General features: G+C 34.6%; 16 protein-coding genes. 15 read left to right on the top strand and 1 reads right to left on the bottom strand.

Annotated elements, in window-relative coordinates; translation table 11 throughout:
• Window positions 1-43: 43 nt before the first annotated feature.
• Window positions 44-1,000, bottom strand: coding sequence for a helix-turn-helix transcriptional regulator (locus tag BN4220_RS12925; protein ID WP_066716993.1), 957 nt, complete (start codon window positions 998-1,000; stop codon window positions 44-46).
• 451 nt (window positions 1,001-1,451) lie between these two features.
• Between BN4220_RS12925 and BN4220_RS12930 the strand changes: the two genes are divergently transcribed.
• The 15 genes from BN4220_RS12930 (at window position 1,452) to BN4220_RS13000 (ending at window position 22,775) form a co-directional block, all read left to right on the top strand.
• Window positions 1,452-4,361 (top strand): extracellular solute-binding protein, encoded by a 2,910-nt coding sequence (locus tag BN4220_RS12930; protein WP_066716996.1) that lies wholly within the window; start codon window positions 1,452-1,454, stop codon window positions 4,359-4,361.
• An 11-nt stretch (window positions 4,362-4,372) separates the two neighbouring features.
• On the top strand, window positions 4,373-5,311 hold the full coding sequence (locus BN4220_RS12935; RefSeq protein ID WP_242867793.1) for a carbohydrate ABC transporter permease: 939 nt from the start codon (window positions 4,373-4,375) through the stop codon (window positions 5,309-5,311).
• A 25-nt stretch (window positions 5,312-5,336) separates the two neighbouring features.
• Window positions 5,337-6,203: a carbohydrate ABC transporter permease gene (locus BN4220_RS12940; RefSeq protein ID WP_066716999.1), complete on the top strand. Its 867-nt coding sequence runs from the start codon at window positions 5,337-5,339 to the stop codon at window positions 6,201-6,203.
• A gap of 10 nt (window positions 6,204-6,213) precedes the next feature.
• Entirely contained in the window at window positions 6,214-7,689 is a 1,476-nt protein-coding gene (locus BN4220_RS12945; RefSeq protein ID WP_066717001.1) for a hypothetical protein, read from the top strand.
• The gene (locus BN4220_RS12950; RefSeq protein ID WP_066717003.1) at window positions 7,686-8,348 is read left to right on the top strand and encodes a Yip1 family protein; all 663 of its coding nucleotides are present in this window, start codon (window positions 7,686-7,688) and stop codon (window positions 8,346-8,348) included. The genes BN4220_RS12945 and BN4220_RS12950 overlap by 4 nt, the downstream gene beginning before the upstream one ends.
• A gap of 14 nt (window positions 8,349-8,362) precedes the next feature.
• A complete protein-coding gene (locus BN4220_RS12955; RefSeq protein WP_066717006.1) occupies window positions 8,363-10,885 on the top strand; it encodes a DUF5696 domain-containing protein in 2,523 nt (840 codons plus the stop codon).
• A 4-nt stretch (window positions 10,886-10,889) separates the two neighbouring features.
• Entirely contained in the window at window positions 10,890-11,798 is a 909-nt protein-coding gene (locus BN4220_RS12960; RefSeq protein ID WP_066717008.1) for a carbohydrate ABC transporter permease, read from the top strand.
• Complete coding sequence (locus tag BN4220_RS12965) at window positions 11,791-12,792, top strand: carbohydrate ABC transporter permease (RefSeq protein WP_066717010.1); 1,002 nt, start codon at window positions 11,791-11,793, stop codon at window positions 12,790-12,792. Before BN4220_RS12960 ends, BN4220_RS12965 begins: the two co-directional genes overlap by 8 nt.
• A 60-nt stretch (window positions 12,793-12,852) precedes the next feature.
• Window positions 12,853-14,280 carry an ABC transporter substrate-binding protein gene (locus BN4220_RS12970; RefSeq protein ID WP_066717013.1) on the top strand — a complete coding sequence of 476 codons (1,428 nt, stop codon included), beginning with the start codon at window positions 12,853-12,855 and terminating at the stop codon, window positions 14,278-14,280.
• A 96-nt stretch (window positions 14,281-14,376) separates the two neighbouring features.
• The gene (locus BN4220_RS12975; RefSeq protein WP_066717015.1) at window positions 14,377-15,669 is read left to right on the top strand and encodes an endo-1,4-beta-xylanase; all 1,293 of its coding nucleotides are present in this window, start codon (window positions 14,377-14,379) and stop codon (window positions 15,667-15,669) included.
• A gap of 124 nt (window positions 15,670-15,793) precedes the next feature.
• On the top strand, window positions 15,794-17,452 hold the full coding sequence (locus BN4220_RS12980; protein ID WP_066717017.1) for a glycoside hydrolase family 43 protein: 1,659 nt from the start codon (window positions 15,794-15,796) through the stop codon (window positions 17,450-17,452).
• A gap of 78 nt (window positions 17,453-17,530) precedes the next feature.
• Window positions 17,531-19,117, top strand: coding sequence for a glycoside hydrolase family 43 protein (locus BN4220_RS12985; RefSeq protein ID WP_066717025.1), 1,587 nt, complete (start codon window positions 17,531-17,533; stop codon window positions 19,115-19,117).
• Complete coding sequence (locus BN4220_RS12990; protein ID WP_066717027.1) at window positions 19,114-20,577, top strand: SGNH/GDSL hydrolase family protein; 1,464 nt, start codon at window positions 19,114-19,116, stop codon at window positions 20,575-20,577. Before BN4220_RS12985 ends, BN4220_RS12990 begins: the two co-directional genes overlap by 4 nt.
• A 22-nt stretch (window positions 20,578-20,599) precedes the next feature.
• Complete coding sequence (locus BN4220_RS12995) at window positions 20,600-21,724, top strand: glycosyl hydrolase family 8 (protein WP_197467936.1); 1,125 nt, start codon at window positions 20,600-20,602, stop codon at window positions 21,722-21,724.
• Window positions 21,725-21,818: 94 nt separating this feature from the next.
• The gene (locus tag BN4220_RS13000; RefSeq protein ID WP_066717029.1) at window positions 21,819-22,775 is read left to right on the top strand and encodes an endo-1,4-beta-xylanase; all 957 of its coding nucleotides are present in this window, start codon (window positions 21,819-21,821) and stop codon (window positions 22,773-22,775) included.
• Window positions 22,776-22,973 lie beyond the last annotated feature (198 nt).

Consider the following 22,973-nt stretch of genomic DNA (forward strand, 5'->3'; position numbering starts at 1 on the left):
CAACTCACACTGGATGAATATTTAAATAACATAAGCCTGCGCTTTATTGAGAGTGCAGGCTTATATTATAAAGATTCCTATATTCCGATGGTGTACAATTTTTGATCTTTTTAAAGATACGATTAAATGTTGATAGGCTTGAAAAACCAGATTGTAAAGCAATTTCAGTAATTGTAACTCCAGGGTGAATAAGTAAGTTTTCAGCAGATTTAATCCTTAGGTAACATAGATAATCATAGAAATTATATCCAGAACATTGCTTAAAGAGTCTGGAAAAGTGATACTTTGAAAAACCAGCAATGTCAGAAACCATTTCAAGTGTAATAGGGTCCATATAATGTTCATCAAGGAAATCAAATACCTTATTTAATCTTTCTATAAGGTATTTTTGCTTAAACATATTAAGGCCTTGGATATTATTGATATTTTCTATTGATATCTTAAAATTTCCTAAATAAACAAAAAATTCTAATAAGTGGGAGTATATAAGTAACTCTCGAAAGCTATCTTGGCTAAAATAATCATTACACATCTGTGTCAGTAAAAATGCCTCTTTGTCATAAATAGAACCATAATCTTGTTTATTAATAATGATAGCTTGTGATAAATATGGTGTAAGGTAAGAAAATCCCTTTATTTTAGTAAGCATGGAAACGTCAAACAAAAATATGAGTCTAGTTCCTGAAGATGGAGCTATTAAATGATGAAGTTCTCCTGCTGGAATTATAAAAATATCGCCTGGTTTAAGAATATATTCATTTTGCCCAACGATTACGGTATAGCCATTTTCCAAAGGCATAATAATTTCAAGTGCTGGATGCCAATGAGTTGAGAAATTGGCAACTTCTTTATTCACCCAAAAGCGGATGGTAGAACCAGGAAGGTAGTTTACAACTTCGTAGTCGCCTTCGACCACTCGCAAAAATTCTTCGGGTACTGGTTGTTGTCGATATCTTATAAGTAAATCATCGTCTAAGATATGGTGAAGATTAGCTTCCATTATAGCCTCCTTTCATAAGATATGCTTTTGAAGGTACACATTTAAAGAATACAACTTGCTGAGTGCAGATTGCTAAGTTTGAAGATAGACACTTTTATTGCTAATGTAAAGTAAAGTGAATTTGTATAAAGTATAGAAAATGCACAATAAAATCACGAAAAATTACGTTAAGCACAGCATGTTGTTATAAATGATGATATCATATTAAAATATAAATGACAATATATTAAAAAAATTGGAGTAAATATGGATAAAATGCAATGGATTTTCTAATTAATTTTTAATATAGCAATATCTGGTCAATATTTAGCAATACTCAATAAGAAAATAAAGGAAAATATACGTAAAATATATATATAAAAGACAAAAAAGTTAATTGATTTTTATTGGAAAACACGAAAGAACTTAAGTTAGCACGTAACTAACAATTTAATTAACAGGAGAGGTAGGTATGAAGTCGAAGAAAAAATATTTATTTGCTTTATTAATCGTAATCACAATAGCAATTCTATTTATCATTTTTTCACAAGAGCGAGATGTAAACTATCAACACAAGTATGCAAATGAAGTAAATTTAAGTAGCGATATTGAAGGAATTGGACGTGAAAATACATACTTAAAATACCTACAGGTGTATGAGGGGATATCTTACCCAGATACGGATGTTTCTGTAACTATTAAGGATTATGTAAAAGGAAACGATGTAGAAATACTAGATAATTTTGAAGGGGTAACGAATGTTATCTCGACTTCTGATGAATCTTATGTGGAGTGGGAAGTTGAGGTACCACAGGCAGGATTTTATCAAATATATATGGAATATTATCCAGTACAATCAAGAGGCGTAGATATTGAAAGAAAGTTATATATAAATGGAGAAGTTCCATTCTTAGGTGCAGATACTCTTAGTTTTACAAGACTATGGACAGATAAAAATGAAGTCAAACAGGATAATCAAGGAAATGATATTCGTCCAAGTCAGGTAGATGTTCCAAATTGGATTGGAGGATTTTTTAAAGATCACTCAGGATATTACGCGGAACCTTATACTTTTTATTTTAACGAAGGTAATAATACTATTGGATTAGAATCAGTAAATGAACCGGTGATTATTAAGTCATTAACATTAAAAAGTGTAGATCAGAATAAAAACTATGAAGCATATAAACAAAGTTTACCTACGGTTGCTGAATCAGAAGAAGCAAAAAATTATATTCAAGTGGTACAGGGAGAGACTGCTACACTTCGATCTTCACCATCCCTTTACGCGATCTATGATCGTTCTTCCTCTAATACAGTACCATATAGCGTTTCAAAGATAAAATTAAATATGATTGGAGGCAATGCTTGGAGAGTTGCTGGACAATGGATAGAGTGGGAATTTGAAGTACCACAAGAAGGTTACTACAATATAGCCCTAAAAGGACGACAGAATTATAATCGTGGATTTGTATCCAATCGATCGATTTATATTGATGGGGAGATACCTTTTTCAGAGTTAAACGAAATTAGTTTTCGTTACAATAATAAATGGGAGTCATTAAACTTGGAAGATAAAGATGGCATTCCATATCAATTTTATTTAACACAAGGTAAGCATTCTATAAAATTAGAAGTTACGCTTGGTGATCTTGGGCTTATATTAAATCAGATGGAAGAGTCTGTGTATCGTCTGAATGAAATGTATCGAAAAATATTGATACTAACAGGAACTACTCCAGATAAATATAGAGATTATAAAATTGATCAGGTATACCCAGAAATTATCGAAGCAATGGAATTAGAAAGCAAACGTTTATACAAAATAGTGGATGAAATCGTTAATTACACTGGGCAGAAGGCAAGTCAGGTTGCAGCGGCACTTACCTTAGCGCAACAATTAGAACGGTTTGTTAAGAATCCCGATAAAATACCAAAAAGTTTTACTAACTTTAGAGACAACATTAGTGCGCTAGGAACTTCTATATTAACTATGAGTGAAGCGCCACTTGATATTGACTATATCACAATCACTGGATTAGATGCAGAACCAAACGTCGTAAAAGAGAACTTGTTTGATAAGGTAATTCATGAAGTTCGATCATTTGTAGCGTCCTTTACCGAGGACTACAATGCGGTTGGTGATGTTTATGAGAAAGATGAGGCAATTGAGGTATGGATATTATCGGGGCGTGATCAAAGTACTATTTTAAAGGCAATGATTGATGATACATTTATACCAAAAACAGATATTAAAGTAAACGTAAAACTTGTAGAAGCGGGAACATTACTCAATGCCGTAATCGCAGGTACAGGACCTGACGTCGTATTATCTGTTGGTCAGGGAGAACCAGTAAATTATGCTTTAAGAAATGCAGTAGAGGATCTAACTCAGTTTTCTGATTATGAAGAAGTGTTAGAGAATTTCTATAAAAGTGCATATGAACCATTTAAGTTTGAAGACGGTATTTATGCGTTACCAGAAACACAGAATTTTAACGTTATGTTTTACCGAAAAGATATATTAAAAGAATTAAAGATAGATGTACCTAATACCTGGGATGAATTAATCGCTATACTTCCAATCATTCAGCAGAATAATATGTCGGTAGCAATACCTACAACTGAGCGTGTCATCGGTAACACTTCTTCTCCTGATTTATCAAGCTTTTTTGCGTTGTTATATCAAAATGGAGGGGCCTTATATAGTAAGGATGGACGTTCTACATTAATTGATGAAGAAAGTGGGGTTCAAGCATTTAGTACATTTACAAAATTCTTTACACATTATAAATTACCAACCATTTATGATTTTGTAAATCGATTTCGATCTGGTGAAATGCCAATTGGAATTCAAGACTATAGTGCATTTAACACCCTTGTTGTTTTTGCACCTGAAATCAGGGGCCTTTGGGATTTTACACTAATACCAGGAACATTAAAAGAAGATGGTACAATTGACCGCTCTTGTCATACCAGCGGAAGTGGAACTATGATGCTGGCTCAGGAGAATGAGATTAAAAAAGCAAATGCATGGGAGTTTATGAAGTGGTGGGTAAGTACCGAAACACAGGTTCGTTTTGGTCAAGAAATGGAAAGCGTAATGGGAGCTTCTGCTAGATATGCAACTGCGAATGTGAATGCGTTTGAGCAATTATCATGGAGCAAAGAACAGCAAGAAGTATTAAAAGAGCAAAGAACATACACCGTAGGCATTAGAGAGATAGCTGGAGGTTATTACACTGGAAGGCATATCACCAATGCAATACGTAGAATCATTAATAAAAAGGAAGATACGAGAGAAACACTTCTAGATTATGCTAGAACAATCAACGAAGAAATAAGTAAAAAGCGTTTAGAATTTGGACTGGATGAGAGATAGGGGGGATTGAGTTGGTTCAGTTTATTAAGAAATATTTTATGTTAAAAAAGAAAAATGCAATCATTGCATGGAAAAAAGCGAAGAAGTGTAAAACATATTATTTGTTCTTAGCGCCCTATGCCGTTTTATTTACCCTGTTTTATGTAATTCCAGTACTCACCTCCTTAATTTTAAGTTTTACATATTTCAATGTTTTAGAACCTCCTAAATTTATTGGACTTCAAAATTATATTAATTTAATTCTGGCAGACGATGTGTTTTTAACTGCTGTAAAAAATACATTTATACTTGCAGCAATTACAGGACCGATTGGATATATGGCCGCATTTTTATTTGCATGGTTTATTAATGAATTACCAAAAATGTTACGTGCATTTGCAGTTGTTATCTTTTATGCACCCACAATATCAGGTCAGGTATATTTGATATGGGCGATCATGTTTTCAGGGGATGCCTATGGGTATATTAATGCATTTCTGATGAAATTTGGTATCACGAATGCACCAATCTTATGGTTGACGAATCCTGCTTACATGTTACAAGTAGTTTTAATAGTTACTTTATGGATGAGTTTGGGAACAGGCTTCCTCGCTTTCGTTGCAGGTTTGCAGGGCGTTGATCGAGAACAATATGAGGCTGGATATATTGATGGAGTAAAAAACAGATGGCAGGAATTGTGGTATATTACGTTACCAAGTATGAAACCAATGCTTTTGTTTGGTGCTGTAATGACCATAACACAATCTTTTGGAATTGCGGATGTGCCGATTGCTTTGACAGGTTTTCCAAGTACAGATTATGCAACACAAACAGTAGTAACGCACTTGATTGACTATGGCTCAATACGATTTGAAATGGGGTATGCATCGGCGATAGCGACGTTGCTATTTATTACTATGATACTTTGCAATAAGCTAATACAAGCGATGTTAAGACGAGTAGGAACTTAAGTTCGTAGAAGATGGAGATAAAGGTATGAAAAGTAGAAAACATTTAAAACGGAATAAGCCGAATCGATCACTTGCAGGAGATATCGGTATCTGGTTCATATTAATACTTTTTGGCTTATTTATGGCATTTCCATTGGTATATGCAATCAACAGTGCGTTTAAACCGTTGGATGAAATATTTGTCTTTCCTCCAAGATTATTTGTGAAAAATCCTACCATGGATAATTTTCAAGATTTGTTTGTAATTATGGGAAAATCTTGGATTCCTTTTACAAGATACTTATTTAATACGGTATTTATTACTACAGTTGGTACAGGGGGACACTTACTTATAGCTTCTATGGGAGCTTATGTACTTGCAAAATATGATATACCAGGAGGAAAGACGTTCTTTAATATAGTAATAACAGCCCTTATGTTTAATGGGTATGTAACTGCTATTCCAAATTATTTAATAATGTCAAAGATAGGATGGGTAGATACGGTATGGGCAGTTGTCATACCTGCATTTGCAGCTCCTATGGGATTATTCCTTATGAAACAATATATGGAGGGGATACCAGATGCACTGTTAGAGGCTGCAAAGATCGATGGTGCTAAGGAATGGAGAGTGTTTACAAGAATTGTAATACCAATGGTGAAGCCAGCTTGGTTAACATTATTAATACTTTCTGTTCAAAATTTGTGGAATACAAAGGCATCCAACTTTATTTACTCGGAGGAGTTAAAAACCCTACCATATGCATTACAACAAATTATCAATGGTGGTGTTTCAAGAGCTGGTGTTGGTGCTGCGGTTACTTTGGTTATGATGATTGTACCGATTGCAATCTTTATTATATCTGAAAGTAATATTATAGAAACAATGGCTAGTTCTGGAATTAAAGATTAAGGAGGAAACAATGAAGAAAAAAAGTTTTGCATTCATACTACTATGCGTTGCATTACTGTTGTTTCCAACAATCACAGTACATGCAGCAGGCACTACATATACCTATACCTATGATTACTGGGGAGAAAATAGAGAATCTCCAGATGCTTATACCGCAGAGCGTTTACTGACAGGGAGCGACTTTGGAGTCGGTGATTTTAAAGATCCACAAGGAATTTTTGTTCGAGATAATCGTATTTATGTGTGTGATACTGGAAATAACAGAATCGTTATATTAGAACGACAAGGAGATCAGATAAACTTAGAGAATGAGTTTAGTGAGTTTTCCGGAGATAGCAATATATTAACATTTTCTGGTCCTCAAGATATATACGTTTCGCTAAATGGTGACATGTACATTTGCGACACGAATAATCAAAGAGTAGTACATATAACGAAAGACCTGCAATTTGTGAAACAGATGGAGAGACCAGTGGATGAAACGGTGGCTACTTCCTCAGACTTTCTTCCAATGAAAGTTGTTACTGATGGGTCCGGTAGAGCAATCGTACTAGTTAAAAATTATAATAAAGGTTTCGTTACCTATAAAAACAATGGAGAATTTGGTGGCTACATTGGAGCGAATGAAGTGAAGTTCAATATCAGAGATTATTTGTGGAAAATGATTTCTACGAAGAAACAAAGAGAACAATTGCAGCAATTTGTTCCTACAGAATATAACAATCTCGCTCTTGATAAAGAAGATTTTATTTATTGCACAACATCCGTTTTTGAAGAATATCAATTGAAAAATGATAAAGCGAAGCCTATTCGTAAATTGAATGCGATGGGAGCGGATATTTTAATCAAAAACGGTGAGTATCCTCCAATTGGTGACCTTTGGTGGGGAAATGCAGCTGGCATCTCTGGTGCTTCAAAATTAATCGATATTACAGCCCTTGACAATGGTACATATTATGCAATTGATCGTACAAGAGGTAGAATTTTTGGATATGATTCTCAAGGAAATTTACTATATGCATTTGGTAGTTTAGGTAATAAACAGGGATATTTTCAGTATCCAACTGCGATTGATCATATGGGCAATGATTTAGTCGTTCTAGACTCTAAATCTGCTGGTATTACAATTCTAAAAATGACTCAATATGGTCAATTAATTTATGATGCATTGGCAGAGTATGAAAAAGGGAATTACGATATCTCTGCGGATTATTGGAGACAGGTATTAATGCAAAATGGTAATTATGATCTTGCCTATATTGGAATAGGAAGAGCGTTGTTAAGACAAGAAAATTATAAGGAAGCAATGGAATATTTTAAAATAAAATTAGACGATGAAAATTATTCGAAAGCATTCCAATTATACCGAAAAGAGTGGATTGAAGAGCATATCGCTTGGATTGCATGTGGATTCTTTGCAATCATTGCAATTCCTCCTCTTATAGGAAAGTTGAAAAAAATAAAGAGAGAGGTGGATGAGGCGTGAAATTAAATAGTGTATTCGATAAAAACAAGGTAACACATGTAGGAAAAACATTGCGTTATTCCTTATATGTAATAACTCATCCACTGGATGGTTTTTGGGATTTAACTCATGAAAAGAGAGGATCTGTTGCAGCTGCCAATATAATAATTGCTGTTTCATTATTAACAACAGTCTTTAAACTTCAATTTACAAGTTTTATATTCAATAAAGTAATATGGGAATATGTTAACATAATTGAAATAATCTTAGGATTTATATTACCAATAATTTTAGGATGCGTAGCAAATTGGGCATTGACTACACTTTTTAATGGAAAAGGTACAATGAAACAAATATATATGGCGATTGGCTATGCGTTAACACCATATGTAATTATACAATTACCAATGATTTTTATCAGTAATTTGATGACAGTTCAGGAAGGGGCATTTTATTTTTATCTAACATCGTTTTCTAATATCTGGTGTGCATTTTTAATTGTTTGCGCTACCATGATGATACATGATTACACTTTAGGAAAGACGGTGTTAACTTTAATTGCAACGGCAATTGGTATTATGGTAATTATCTTTGTGTTCCTTTTATTCTTTAGTTTAGTAACAGATGCTGCAGCTTACTTTATTTCTTTGTACAAGGAAGTAGTTTTTCGATTTTACTGATTAGGAGGCAAGTGATGAAACATTTTATTAAAATAGGATTAATCCTGATATCATCGGTGCTATTGGTCGGTTGTACAAAAGAAATTGCGCAAGATGATATCATGGATACCTATAGTTATGTAGAGGATAATAGTACTTATGTACTTGAAAATGATTCGTTAGTATTTACGCTAGATCCCAACACTACGTATTTTGAAGTACGAAACAAGAAGGATAATTCTGTATGGAATTCGAATCCAGTGGATGCTGAAAATGATCCTAGCGCAGATGCCAAGAGTAAAAAATATCTACAGTCTACACTGCTATTAGAATATAGCAATGATGCTGGTATAAATACATTGTTTAATAATTTTGAGTATAGCATCAGTAAGAATAATTTTCAGATAATTCAAGAGCAGGATTATGTAAAGGTAAATTACACTATTGGTGATGTTCAGAAAGAGTACATATTTCCACAAGCAATTTCAGAATCTAGAATAACAACATTTATGGATAAAATGGATGCAAGTGCGAAAAAGAAAATAAATTCTTACTATCGTAAATTAGACATCAATAATTTACGTCCTACCGACAACAAAGCGGAGCTTTTAGAATTATATCCCGATTTAGAGCAGGAAAATGTTTATGTTATAAGAGAAGGAATACAGGAGTATTTGAAGGTTAAAATAGAAGAAATCTTTGCTGCGGCTGGATATACGAGAGAAGATTTTGAAGCTGACAACAAAAGGTACTCTGGTGAAAGTGGAGAAAACAAACCATATTTTAATTTGTCCATTGTTTATCGTTTGGAAGACAATGAATTAGTAATTGAGTTACCATTTGAAGATATGATGTGGACCAAAACATTTCCATTAACGAAAGTAAAATTACTACCTTATTTTGGTGCAGGAAGTACAGTAGATCAAGGATTTTTATTGGTTCCAGAAGGTAATGGTGGAATTATTCAGTTTAATAATGGGAAAGTAGAACAAAGTTCCTACTACAATGAAGTATATGGATGGGATGAAGGAATTAAAAGAGATGCAGTCATTGATGAGAGACGAAGCTCTTTCCCGGTATTTGGTATCTCCCAAAATGGTAGTTCAATGATTGGTATTTTAGAAGATTACGCATCAGTTGCATCCATAGAAGCAGACATTAGTGGACGTTCTCATAGCTATAACTACATTGGAGCTACGTATACTGTACTGCATGCATCTTCACTGAATGTATCAGCAAAAACAGACAAATCCGTAATGGTATTTGAAGCAAAAAAACCAACTGGATCCATCAAACAAAGATATTGCTTTTTAGAGTCAGATACTTACACAGATATGGCAGTTGCATATCGAGAGTATTTAATGAGCAAACACAACCAATTAGTAAAACGTGACGATAGTAATACACCAGTAAATATAACGTTGATTGGAGCGATTGACACCATTAAACAACGTCTTGGATTTCCAGTCTCGGTACCAACATCCTTAACTTCCTATACGGAAGCACAAGAAATGGTGAAAGATTTTATAAGTAGAGGATATAAGAATCTCTCCATACGTTATAGTGGATGGACGAATAATGGAATTAAGCAAAAAGTTCTCGATAATGTTAAAACAATTTCGCAGCTTGGAAGTGAGAAGGATTTAAAGAAGTTAATAAATTTCTCTAAAGAACAGGGAGTTGATCTTTACTTAGAAGGCACTGTTACCTATGCTTTTCCACAGAGTGGATTCAATGGTTTTAGCATCAGTAAAGATGTTGCAAAATATTCAAGTCGTGAAGTGATAAAACTATATTCGTTTTCACCTGTTTATTATGGAATTGAGGATTGGAAAGATGCCTTTTATTTACTGAAACCACAGAGAATAATTACTTACATGGAGAATTTAAAAACAAAGGCAAAGGAATATGGAACGAATGTAGCATTTTCTGATATTGGTTATGTAGTAAGTGCGGATTATAATCCGAAAAACCTTACTACGAGAGAAGAAGTAATCCATATGCAACAGGAAAAATTAAGTGAGATACAACAAGAAAATGTTAATGTAATGATAAAATATGGAAATGATTATGCACTTCCATATGCAACTCTGGTAACAGACATGGAGTTAAAGGGTAACCAATTCCAAATCATTGATTCGATGGTTCCGTTCTATTCCATAGCAATCCATGGTTTAGTAAATTATACTGGTTCATCCATTAACCTTTCTGGAGATTATGAGGAGCAGATTTTAAAAAGTGCGGAAACGGGAGCAGGCCTTTCCTTTACATTTATGAAGGAGAGCTCCAATGTATTACAAGATACACTATATACCTACTTGTTTGGTTGCGATTATAGCAAGTGGAAAGAAGAGGCTTATCGATTATATAGTAGATACAATGAAGAACTAGGGCATTGTTTTAATCAGTTTATAACAACACACGAGATCTTATCTCCAGGAGTATTCGTTACTACTTATGAAGATGGTACAAAAGTATATACGAATTATAACTATGATGCTTATAAAGTTGATGACCTAAGTATACCAGCAAGAGACTATAAAGTGGAGAGGAGGTAGTAACATGGCAAAAAAGAAACAAAAAAATATGCGTAAAAGAAAAGCAATTGCAGGATATTTATTCATCTCTCCATTTATCATAGGTTTTTTAGCCTTTATGGTTGTTCCATTGTTTGAGTCACTAAGGATGAGTTTTAGTAACGTAGTAATAGGTGTAGGAAATGGTGGATTTTTATTGGAGTTTACCGGTTTAGCAAATATTAAAAAAGCCTTAACGGTTGATCCTGAATATACTAGATTTTTAACAGAAGAGTTAACACGTATGGCAACTCAGGTTCCCACTACATTGATTGTTAGTTTTTTCATGGCTTTATTATTAAATCAAACATTTAAAGGGAGAGGAGTTGTTCGTGCTATATTTTTCCTTCCAGTTATACTCTCCTCGGGGGTTTTAGTTGGACTAGAGTTTAATAATAGCTTATTATCCGGAATGCAGGAATACATACAAGCAAATTCACAAACTTCGAATATAACCGCAGTACTAGAAGACATCTTAGCGAACAGTGGTTTTGGAGATCGATTTTTGGAGACCGTTTATAATGTTGTAAACAATGTTTATGATGTTGTTATTGCTTCTGGTATCCAAATTATCATATTCCTTTCAGGGCTTCAAACGATATCAAAAAGTATGTATGAAGCAGCAACCATTGAAGGATGTACTTCATGGGAAAGTTTTTGGAAGATTACATTACCACTTGTAAGTCCTGTTATTCTTGTAAATGTAATCTATACAATTGTTGATTTCTTTACAAGGACTGACAGCGAGGTTATGAGTAAAATCTCAGAAACTATGATATCAAAAATGGATTATGGATTTAGCTCTGCTATGGCATGGATCTATTTTGTATCAGTCATGCTAATCATTGGTATTTTCAGTGCCATTACTTCAAGGTGGGTGTATTATTATGAATAAAAACCAAAAAGAAAAATGGAACGATTTTAAAAGGCGAAATCAACAATCCGGTGGTTATCTCCTGAAAAAAGTAATAGCGAATAAAGCGTATAAACTAATTCGGGCAATATTATTATTTGGCTTATGCTTTTTAATCTTACAGCCAATTTTCAATAAGATCTCTTTGAGTTTTATGCAAGAGAAGGACTTATATGATCCGACGATCATAGTAATACCTAGGAATTTCACAACAGAGAACTATAAATTAGTGAATTCACTGATTGGTTACTGGAAGGCTTTGAGAAATTCACTGGGTGTATCAGTTATGTCAAGCTTATTACAAGTTACATTTTGTACACTTGTTGGATACGGGTTTGCAAGATTCCAGTTCCCTTTAAAAAGATTTTGGTTTGCCTGTGTGTTGTTGGTAATCATTGTTCCACCACAGACAATTATGTCCTCACTTTACTTAAATTTCAGATTCTTTGATTTCTTTGGAGTGATGAAAGCAACGACTGGAAAGACTATGAACTTACAAAATTCCATGATCCCTTATATTTTATTATGTATGACTTGTATGGGGCTAAAGAGTGGATTGTACATATTTTTAATACGTCAATATTTTAGAGGGGTTCCAAAAGAATTGGAAGAAGCAGCTTATGTAGATGGTTGTGGTAATTTTTCAACGTTCGTACGTATCATGTTGCCAGATGCAACTCCAATATTAACTTCCTGCTTTTTATTTGCATTTGTTTGGCAATGGACTGACTCATTCTATTCGAAGATGTTTTTAGGAAAAATATCATTATTATCAAGTAAACTAACAGCCATTACTGGGCTATTATCGGACTATTTAACAGCAATTAATGGAACAGGAACTAAACCATCCATTGCTTATGGACAGATGATGATATCAACAGGAATGATTATGGCGATTATACCACTTTTATTAATTTATATTGTTGCACAAAAGGGATTCGTTGAAAGTTTAAGTCAAACGGGAATTAAGATGTAGCAAGATAGCAAAGTGTACGACACTTTCTATAGAAAGATTATTTAAAGGAGGATACGTATTATGATGAAAAAGTTAAAGAAAAAAGTAGCCATAACATTAGTTGCAGCTTTGAGTATGGCTATGTTAACTGCTTGTGGGGGAAAAGAAGTTGAGAAAACAAATTCAAATGTAACACCAACGGAAGCAGCTGCTGAAGCTACACCGACGCAAGAAGTTACTCCAACCAGTGAACCAGAACCAGAAATGGATCTTGGAGGTATGGAAATAACAATTGGTGATTGGTGGTCTACTGGGGAAGCAACACCACCAACAACTGCTCAAGAAGAAGCGACTCAAGAATACCGTGAAATGATTCAGAAAAAGTATAACTTCAAAATGACTCAAATCGCGGTTGGTGATTGGGATACTTACCAAGAAGTACTTACAACCTCTATTATGGCAGAAGATCCTGCAGCGGATGTATTTATTATGGCACCAAACTGGATTGCTCAACCACTTTCAAACGGATTATTATATGACTTAGCAACACTTGAGAGCTTTGATTTTAAGGAAAGTAAGTGGAATCCATCAGTTATTAGTACCATGACATATGGTAATTCAATTTATGGTATGGCTTCAGGAAGAGCAGAGCCAAAACTTGGTGTATATTGGAATAAGAGATTATTCGAAGAAGCAGGTTTAGATCCAAATCTTCCTTATGATTTGCAAGCAAGTGGTGATTGGACTTGGGAAAAGTTTGAAGAACTTTGCAAGAAGTTAACAATTGATAACAATAACGATGGTATTATGGATAGTTATGCAATGGTAAGTTTCTCAGTAGACTTCTTTAGAGGAGCGGTAACTAGTAACGATGCTCGTTTCATCGGTAAAGATGCACAAGGTAAATTCTACAATGGAACATTAGAACCGAACTGGGTAGAAGCAATGCAATGGGCGGTAGGATTGATTCAAAAAGGTTATGAAATGCCTGTACCATCACCAGATGCAAACTGGGACTGGTTCATTTCAGCATTCCACGATGCTAAGGTAGCTATGCAAGTTGGTGAGCAATATAGAACTGGAACATGGGAAGACATGACAGACGATTTCGGTTTTGTATTATTTCCAAAGGGACCTAAGAGTGAAGGATACGCTGCATACTTTAGTGATAATATAGCAGTGATTCCATCCTGCTATGATAAAGAAACTGCTGAAAAGATAGCATTTGCTTATAATTTATGGACGAATCCTACACCAGGATATGAAGAGGATGCAGATTCCTGGAAAGACTATTATTATACTAGATTCCGTGATGAAAGAGCAGTTGATGAAACATTAGCTATGATGTATGATGGTGCAATTATAAATAATGATTACTTGCAGTTTGTTTACGGTACTAGCTTCGGAGATATTGCATACGATGTTTATGCATTAGGTAAGACTCCTGCTGAAAAAGCGGAAGAAATATCCGGAACATGGGAAGCGTTATTAAACGATGCAAATAAATAAAAGTATTACATAGGAATTCCTAAGAAAACAGGGGAGATAGCTATAACTCCCCTGTTTTATCTAAATATAAGTGATTTCAACTGCTAGGAGGGGGAAATGAAACTTTTTTTAAAATATAGAAACCTAATACTGTTATATTCCGTGTTATGTTGTGGTTTTGTATTCATGTCATGTGATAAAAAGGAACAAAATACAAAGGATACTTCCGTTGAGCCTACACAAGCCGTAAGTCAAGGGATTACAGCCGCCCCTGAGGATGGGAAGGAGAAAGAGAAAGATAACGTAGCCTCTACAATGGAAGATAACGCTTACTATGAAAATTATACTAAGACAGGGGCCTTAGCAAGTATAAAAGATGTATATAAAGACAAGTTTCATATTGGAGTAGCATTAGCGAAACCGGATATTGAAAACAAGATAAAAGCCGATTTCGTTACATCTCAGTTTAGTAGTATAACATGTGAAAATGAAATGAAGGCAGACTTTACATTGGATTATGCTGCAACACTGGAACAAGGTGATGAGGAATATCCGGTTGTAAATATGAAAAACGCTGTTGTTGCATTAAATTTTGCAAAAGAAAATGATATTAAAATGCGTGCTCATACTTTAGTTTGGCATTCCCAGACTCCAAGGTGGTTATTTACAGAAGGTTTTGATAAGAGTGAAGATGCTCCGTTTGTAACAAGAGAAGTAATGTTAGCAAGAATGGAAAATTATATTAAGCAAGAGATGGAGTATGTCAATACAAATTATGAGGGCGTTGTTTACGCATGGGATGTAGTGAATGAGGCTATTGAAATTGGGGATGGCCATAAAGATGGTATTCGTATAAAAAACAATTATTGGTATGAAGTAATTGGTGATGATTATATTGAACAGGCCTTTACTTTTGCTAGGAAATATACGGATAAGAATCAGAAATTGTTCTATAACGATTATGGAACTTATGAAAAAAGTAAACTCTTCGCAATATGTGAATTAGTAAATAAATTAAAAGAAAAAGGAATCATTGATGGTGTTGGTTTGCAAGATCACATACAAATTGACTATCCAACGACTCTTGATTACCAGTATGCAATTAATAAATATTCAGAACTAGGTTTAGAGATACAGATTACAGAGCTTGATATTGCATGTCCGGAAGATACGGAGGAAGCACAGGAGAAATTAGCTACTAGATATCGCACTATATTTTCAATATTGCTTAATTGCTTAAATAAAGGAAAAGCAAATATAACAGGTGTTACGGTATGGGGATTATCTGACGATCGTTCTTGGATTAATAAACCGGATAAACCTAGTTACCCTTTGCTATTTGATAAAAATTTAAAACCTAAGAGAGCATTTTTCGGTGCATTGTTAGATCCATCAGTTAAGAAATATTAATAGGTAATTCATCCAGAATAGGGATAACGGGATAGCCATTACAGTTTAAAAATAAATGAACAAAGGGGGCCTAAATCCATGCCGACACGTTAGAGATAATTTGTGTAGTAGGCATGAACAAATTATGAGTCATTCACATTTGTTCCAACGATCGTTTTTATTCATAAGCTTTTTTATAGCAATTATTTTAATTGGATGTAGTAATAAAAACGAATTAAAAACTACGGAAGGGATAAAGGTTATAGAGGAGAATTCAGATGCAAAGGAATTTAATCAAGACGGAACAACACAGGAAGAAAATAATGGAGAGGAAAAAGAAGATATGATTCAAGAAGATTTAGAAGTATTATTTCATGATGTAGAAGTTAAAGAGGCGATCAAACAATTATGGGAGAATAACCCATTGATTGCACAGGATTATGGAGCAGATCCATTTGCAATGGTTTACAATGACCGCGTGTATGTATATATGACTCAAGATGTGTACATGTACGATGCTGCAGGAAATCTTTCTCAAAACACGTATGCTAATATCAATAGTTTGCGGTGTATATCCTCTGCTGATTTAGTAAATTGGACAGATCATGGTTGGATCCATATTGGTGGTATACAAGGTGTGAGCACATGGGCGAAAAATTCATGGGCACCTGCTGCAACCTGGAAAGTAATTGATGGAAAAGAACAATTTTTTGTTTATTTTGCAGATAGTGCAAGGGGTATTGGTGTATTAACGGCAGATAGTCCAATCGGTCCGTTTCGAGACCCAATTGGAAAACCTTTCATAACGAGAGAAACTCCAAACTGTGAAGGAGTAGCATGGATGTTTGATCCAGCAGTATTAAATGATGACGATGGAAGCTCCTATTTATATTTTGGAGGTGGAGTACCAGAAGGTCTTGAGGAGTCACCAAAAACAGCGAGAGTTATTGAATTAGGAGAGGATATGATAAGCACGGTTGGTGATGCTGTTGTAATCGATGCCCCATTTTTATTTGAGGACTCGGGCATTAACAAGATAGGTGATACTTATTATTATTCCTATTGTTCGAATTTTAGTAGCAGGGCAAACGCAACGGGCGAACATATTCCTATTGCTGGTGAAATTATTTATATGACAAGCAAATCGCCACTTGGCCCATGGGATTATCAAGGGTCTATATTAAAGAACCCGGGACATTTTTTTGGAACGGGGGGAAATAATCATCATAGTATGGTTGAGTTTAAAGGTCAGTGGTATATATTTTATCACACTCAGATATTACAAGATTCACAAAAACTAACCGGTGGTTATCGTAGTACAAGTGTTAATGCAGTCACTTTGAATGAAGATGGAACAATAAGTCCAGTTCAAGCAGATAAAAATGGAGTAAAACAATTGTCAACACTAAATCCTTATGAGGAAATATTAGCTACGACGATGTCAAATTCTTCTGGAATATCTATAGCAGAAGAAAAGAAAAAAAGCTTCAAAGAAACTACGAAAGTTACGGTTTCTGACATTGATAGTGGTGACTGGTTAAAGATTAGTGGTCTGGATTTTGGAGATAAGGGAGCAAAAGAATTAACCATACGCTTTGCAAGTGAAGGTTCTGGTGCCGTGAAGGTTTGCGCAGATAAACTAAATGGCAAAGCAATAACTTTCGCAAAGATTAGTGAAACGGGAAGCTTTGATAAGGTGATGGAAGTAACGGTTTCAGTAGCAGAGTTAACAGGAGTTCATGATCTTTATTTTGTTTTTTCTGGTTCTGGATATCGAATTCATTCCTGGACATTTCATCAATAGGAATTATGGGATAAAATTTTAAAGTTAATGTAAAATGTTTCTTGAAAAAACTACATGTATGATAGAGAGGTAATCCATATGAACGTTGTAAAGAATCCAATATTATCTGGTTTTTACCCAGATCCATCGATTTGCAGAGTAGAAAATGATTTTTATCTGGTTCACTCAAGCTTCGCTTATTTTCCAGGTGTTCCTATTTTTCATAGTAAAAACTTAGCGGATTGGACGCAAATAGGAAATATATTAAATCGCAAATCACAGCTTCCATTAAAAAACAGTAAGCACTCAGGTGGTATTTTTGCACCAACAATACGTTATCATGAGAATACCTACTATATGATTACAACGAATGTTTCAGGTGGTGGTAATTTTATTGTTACAGCAACAAATCCAAGGGGACCATGGTCAGAACCTTATTATTTAGGTGAGAAGGCGATTGGCATCGATCCTAGCTTATTCTTTGACGAAGATGGAACTTGTTATTATGTTGGTACTAGACCAAATCCTACTGGAGTTCAATACAATGGAGATTGGGAAATATGGGTGCAAGAGCTTGATTTGAATCACATGCAATTGGTAGGTGAGAGCTACGCGATTTGGAAAGGTGCATTAAAAGATGTGATATGGCCGGAAGGTCCCCACATTTATCATAAAGATGGTTATTATTATGTATTAAATGCAGAAGGTGGTACGGGACCAGATCATGCAGTTACAGTTGCACGTAGTAGACATATTTTAGGACCATATGAAAACAATCCGAAGAATCCAATTCTAACACATAGACACTTAGGAAAAGATTATCCTGTTGTATATGTAGGACACGGAGATCTCGTAGATGATGCTGATGGCAATTGGTATGTGGTTATGTTAGCAAGCAGACGTTGCGAGGGCTACATAGGCTTGGGTAGAGAAACATTCCTTGCTAAGGTAGTGTGGGAGGACGGATGGCCAGTGGTAAACCCAGGAATTGGTAAACTAGAAGATTGGGTTTCCCTACCTTATCCATGTAACGAAAAAGAAAAGATTAAAAAACAATCTTTACTAGAATCCTTAACTAATAAGCAGGATGTGCTAATGCTACGGAATCCAAGTAGTGATTTTTATACACTGGAAAAAGATAAGATTATGATGAAATTACTTCCTGAGACGTTAAAAGAACTGAAAAGCCCAGCGTATCTTGGATTTCGTCAACTGGAATACTTTTATAGTGCGAATCTGACGATTGAGTTAGATAGGTTGCTTGCTGAGGAAGAGGCAGGGATTGCAATATTACAGAGTAATGAATACTACATCTTGTTTCGAATAAAGCAATGTGAAGAGTGTGAATTTAATCATTGTAGGATTCAACTTGTAAAATGTATAAAAGAAAAAGAGCAACTTTTAGCGGAACGATTATTATCCGATTTTATGACAGATTCACAGGATCATATCATTGGATTTAAAATAATAGGACACGGTCAAAGGGCTGATTTTATTTTTCAATATAATCAAGTGGATTATCAGGTGCTAAAGGATGTAGACATTCATGAAATGAGCACAGAAGTAGCTGGTGGATTTGTTGGTAATACAATAGGAGTTTACGCAAGCTCATGTGGGCGGAAAACAAAAAATACATTAGAAGTTAAAGATTTTCATATCGAGTATGAATTAGAGGTATTGGAATGAAATATAATTGGGGAATTATACTCTTAAGCTTTATACTAGTCATTCTTTCTTTTTCTGGGTGTAGTAAAAGGAAGTTAGGTGAAACAGTACAAGATAAGACAAACCAATATGATTTAAATATAGTAGAGAATGATTTGGGTAAAAACGAAAAAAGTAAAGACTTAAAAAGTGAGTTAGTCAAGGATCAGGAAGACACGATTCAGGAAGAAGCGAAACAGGAAGAAATAGATCAGATAGATTTAGAACAGAAAGATAAGAATCAGGAAGCATTACCACAATCAGTAGGTAAGAAGGATGAAAATAAGAAGACTGAAAAAAAAGAGGTTTATAATACAATGTTGAAACGATCATTGGTATCTACGGGAAATACTTATCGCATGAAAACGGCAATTGAAAAAGCGAAACAAGGAGAGAAAGTTACGATTGCATATATTGGGGGATCGATAACCGAGGGCGCAGGTGCATCCAGTGCTAGTAAAAGTTATGCATATCAGACATATGAATATTTTAAAGATACCTACGGGCAGGGCGATGGTAGCAATGTTTCATTTGTAAATGCTGGTATGGGGGGTACGCCATCTACCCTTGGAATTTTAAGGTATGATAGAGATGTTACTGAATATGGAAACATTGAACCAGACATCGTTTTTATTGAGTTTGCAGTAAATGATTATCAAGAACCAACGAATGGTGAGGCTTATGAAAGTTTGGTTAGAAAAGTACTTTCATCAAAAAACAGACCTGCTGTGGTCCTAATGTTTAGTGTGTTTCAATCAAAGTGGAATATGCAGAATCTTTATATTCCAGTAGGGGAGTATTATGAGCTTCCAATGATTAGTATAAAAGATGCAGTTGTTCCTGAATTAGAAGAAGGGAGAATGACGGATGCATTATTTTTTGCAGATCAATATCACCCAACGACCTATGGGCATACGATAATGGCCAATTGTATAAAGAATTACTTTAATGCAATTGATGAAATGGAGAAACATAGTGAAGATATTACAATTCCATTGGAAGCTAAGATTGGTAAAGCTTATGAAAAAATCCAAATGGTTGATCGTTCTTATAAAGGGGATGAGATTGAGATTATTCCTGGTGGTTTTTCTGCATTTGATGAAAAGATAGGAAGATTTATGGGCAATAAACCAACATTTCCAGAGAATTGGATGAAGGATAAGGAGCAAGAAGATGAGAAATTAATAATGAATTTAAATTGCAAAAACCTTCTAATCGTCTATAAGGCAAGTTCAGATACTTCGTATGGAACTGCAGAGATATACGTGGATTCCAAATTAGTAATGAGTATTGATGGTTACCAAAGTGGGGGATGGAATAATCCAATCACGGTATCTTTAATAAACGAAAAAATTGCAGATAATCATTGTGTCAAGATTAAAATGTCAAAGGATAGTTTAGATAAAAGTTTTACGATTCTAGCGTTTGGTTATTCAAAGTAAGATAAAAAGGAGTAATAAAAGGATGGATGGTGCATTTTATACTGGAACATATCCTAATCTTATCAGTGAGTTTGGGATTTCGGAAGAAGAAATTGAGAAAAGAATACAAGATGTTTTTCAAACGATATTTTTTGATAATGAAGAAAAGTTTTACTTTGAATCTGGAGAGAATATGGGGTACCTACTGGATACAGGTAACCTTGATGTAAGATCAGAAGGAATGAGTTATGGTATGATGATGGCGGTTCAAATGGATCGTAAAGATATATTTGATCGTCTGTGGCTATTTTCTAAAACATACATGTACCAATCTAGTGGTAAATACGAGGGATATTTTGCATGGTCGGTATCTCCAGATGGAACAAAGAATTCACAAGGGCCTGCACCAGATGGTGAAGAATATTTTGCTATGGCGTTAATGTTTGCAAGTCACCGCTGGGGCGATGGCATACCACCGTTTAATTATAGTGAACAAGCAAAAGACATTCTATGGCACTGCCTACATCAGAATGAATTGGTAGTGGATGGCCGTGCTATGTGGGATCAGAGCAATCACTATATCAGGTTCGTTCCCGAGGTGGATTATACCGATCCATCCTATCATTTGCCTCATTTTTATGAATTATTTTCACTTTGGGCAAAAGAGGAAGACCGAAGTTTCTGGAAAACGGCAGCTATAGCAAGTCGAGAATTCTTACATATTACCTGTGATGACGTTACGGGTATGGCTCCAGAATATGCGGAATATAGTGGTTTACCTAAGCGTTTGTTCCATGATGGACAATTTTATTCTGATGCATACCGTGTGGCAATGAACATTGGTTTAGATGCAGCTTGGTTTCATAAAGATGCGACTCTTGGAGTAATTGTTGATAAATTACAAACATTTTTCTCGGAAAAAACGAATTTAATAGATTTTAACAATTACTTAATCGATGGAACAGCATTGGATCAATTTGCATTACATCCTATCGCCATAATCGCTACCAATGCAGCGGGATCATTAGCTGCTACAGGTAAATATCGTCTAGAATGGGTGAATTTATTTTTAAATACGCCTCTTAGAAAAGGTGATCGCAGGTATTATGATAATTGTCTATATTTCTTTTGCCTTTTAATGTTAGCTGGAAGGTATCGCATTTATTAATATAAAAAGTCATATGAAAGTAACGAATAAATCAATATGAATGAAAATAAACTACGTATTTTATAATCAAAGGTTTGGTGCATGGAGGAGTATTATGCTGAAAGAGAAGTATAAGAATTTTTTTAAGGTTGGGGTAGCAGTTAGTGATAAAACAATAGAAAGTCATGCTGAAATAATAAAAGAACATTTTAACAGTATTACATGTGAAAATGAGATGAAGTATTCCAGTGTTACGAAGCAGGAAGGAATTTATGACTTTCATAAAGCAGATAAAATTGTTGAATTTGCAGCAGAAAACAACATTCCTGTTCGTGGACATACGTTTGCTTGGCATAATCAGACACCAGATTGGGTATTTGAAGGTAGTAAAGAGCAACTATTAAATCGTATCAAAAGCCACTTTGCTATTCTAGGGGAGAGATATAAGGAACAGGTCTATTGCTGGGATGTAGTAAATGAAGCGATTGAGGATAAAACTGGATTAGTTATGCGTCAATCCAAATGGGTAGAGATACTTGGTGAAAATTTTATGGATACCATATTTCACATGGTGAAGGAACAACTGCCGAATACGGAATTGTTTTATAACGATTATAATGAGTGCAATATTGAAAAACAAGCAAAAACAATTCAGGTGATAAAAGGGATGAAGGAAAGAGGTGTTCCTATTGATGGTGTAGGTTTACAATGTCATCACAACATTTATTTTCCATCAGAGGAAGATCTAAAACGTACAATTGAAGCCTATGCTGATTTGAATATGAAAATACATATTACAGAAATGGATGTCTCCCTTTTTGAGTACAATGATCATACTAGATTATTAAAACCTTCCGTTGAATTACTTAAAAAGCAGGCAAAGACATATGAAACTGCATTTCGTATATTCCGAGAATATAAAGATTATATTGACTGTGTTACCTTGTGGGGAGTTGCAGACGATGTCACTTGGTTGGATAATTTCCCTGTAAGGGATCGTAAAAATTGGCCATTGTTATTTGATGAGGAGCATAGACCTAAAGAAGCATACTATCGTATCATGGATTTTTAAGCAAATAGATAGAAGTATTTACTGAAATATATATGAATAACAAATAGTTAAAAGTACTTACTGTATTATATATGAATAACAAATAGTTAGAAGTACTTACTGAAATATAAATGAATAACAAATAGTTAGAAGTACTTACTGTATTATACATGTATAACAATTTAAACGCTTGATTCGTATGTGATTGGAAGGAGAGTA

It is taken from the genome of Clostridium sp. Marseille-P299 (assembly GCF_900078195.1).
In the GTDB taxonomy this organism is placed as follows: Bacteria; Bacillota; Clostridia; order Lachnospirales; family Lachnospiraceae; genus Lachnoclostridium.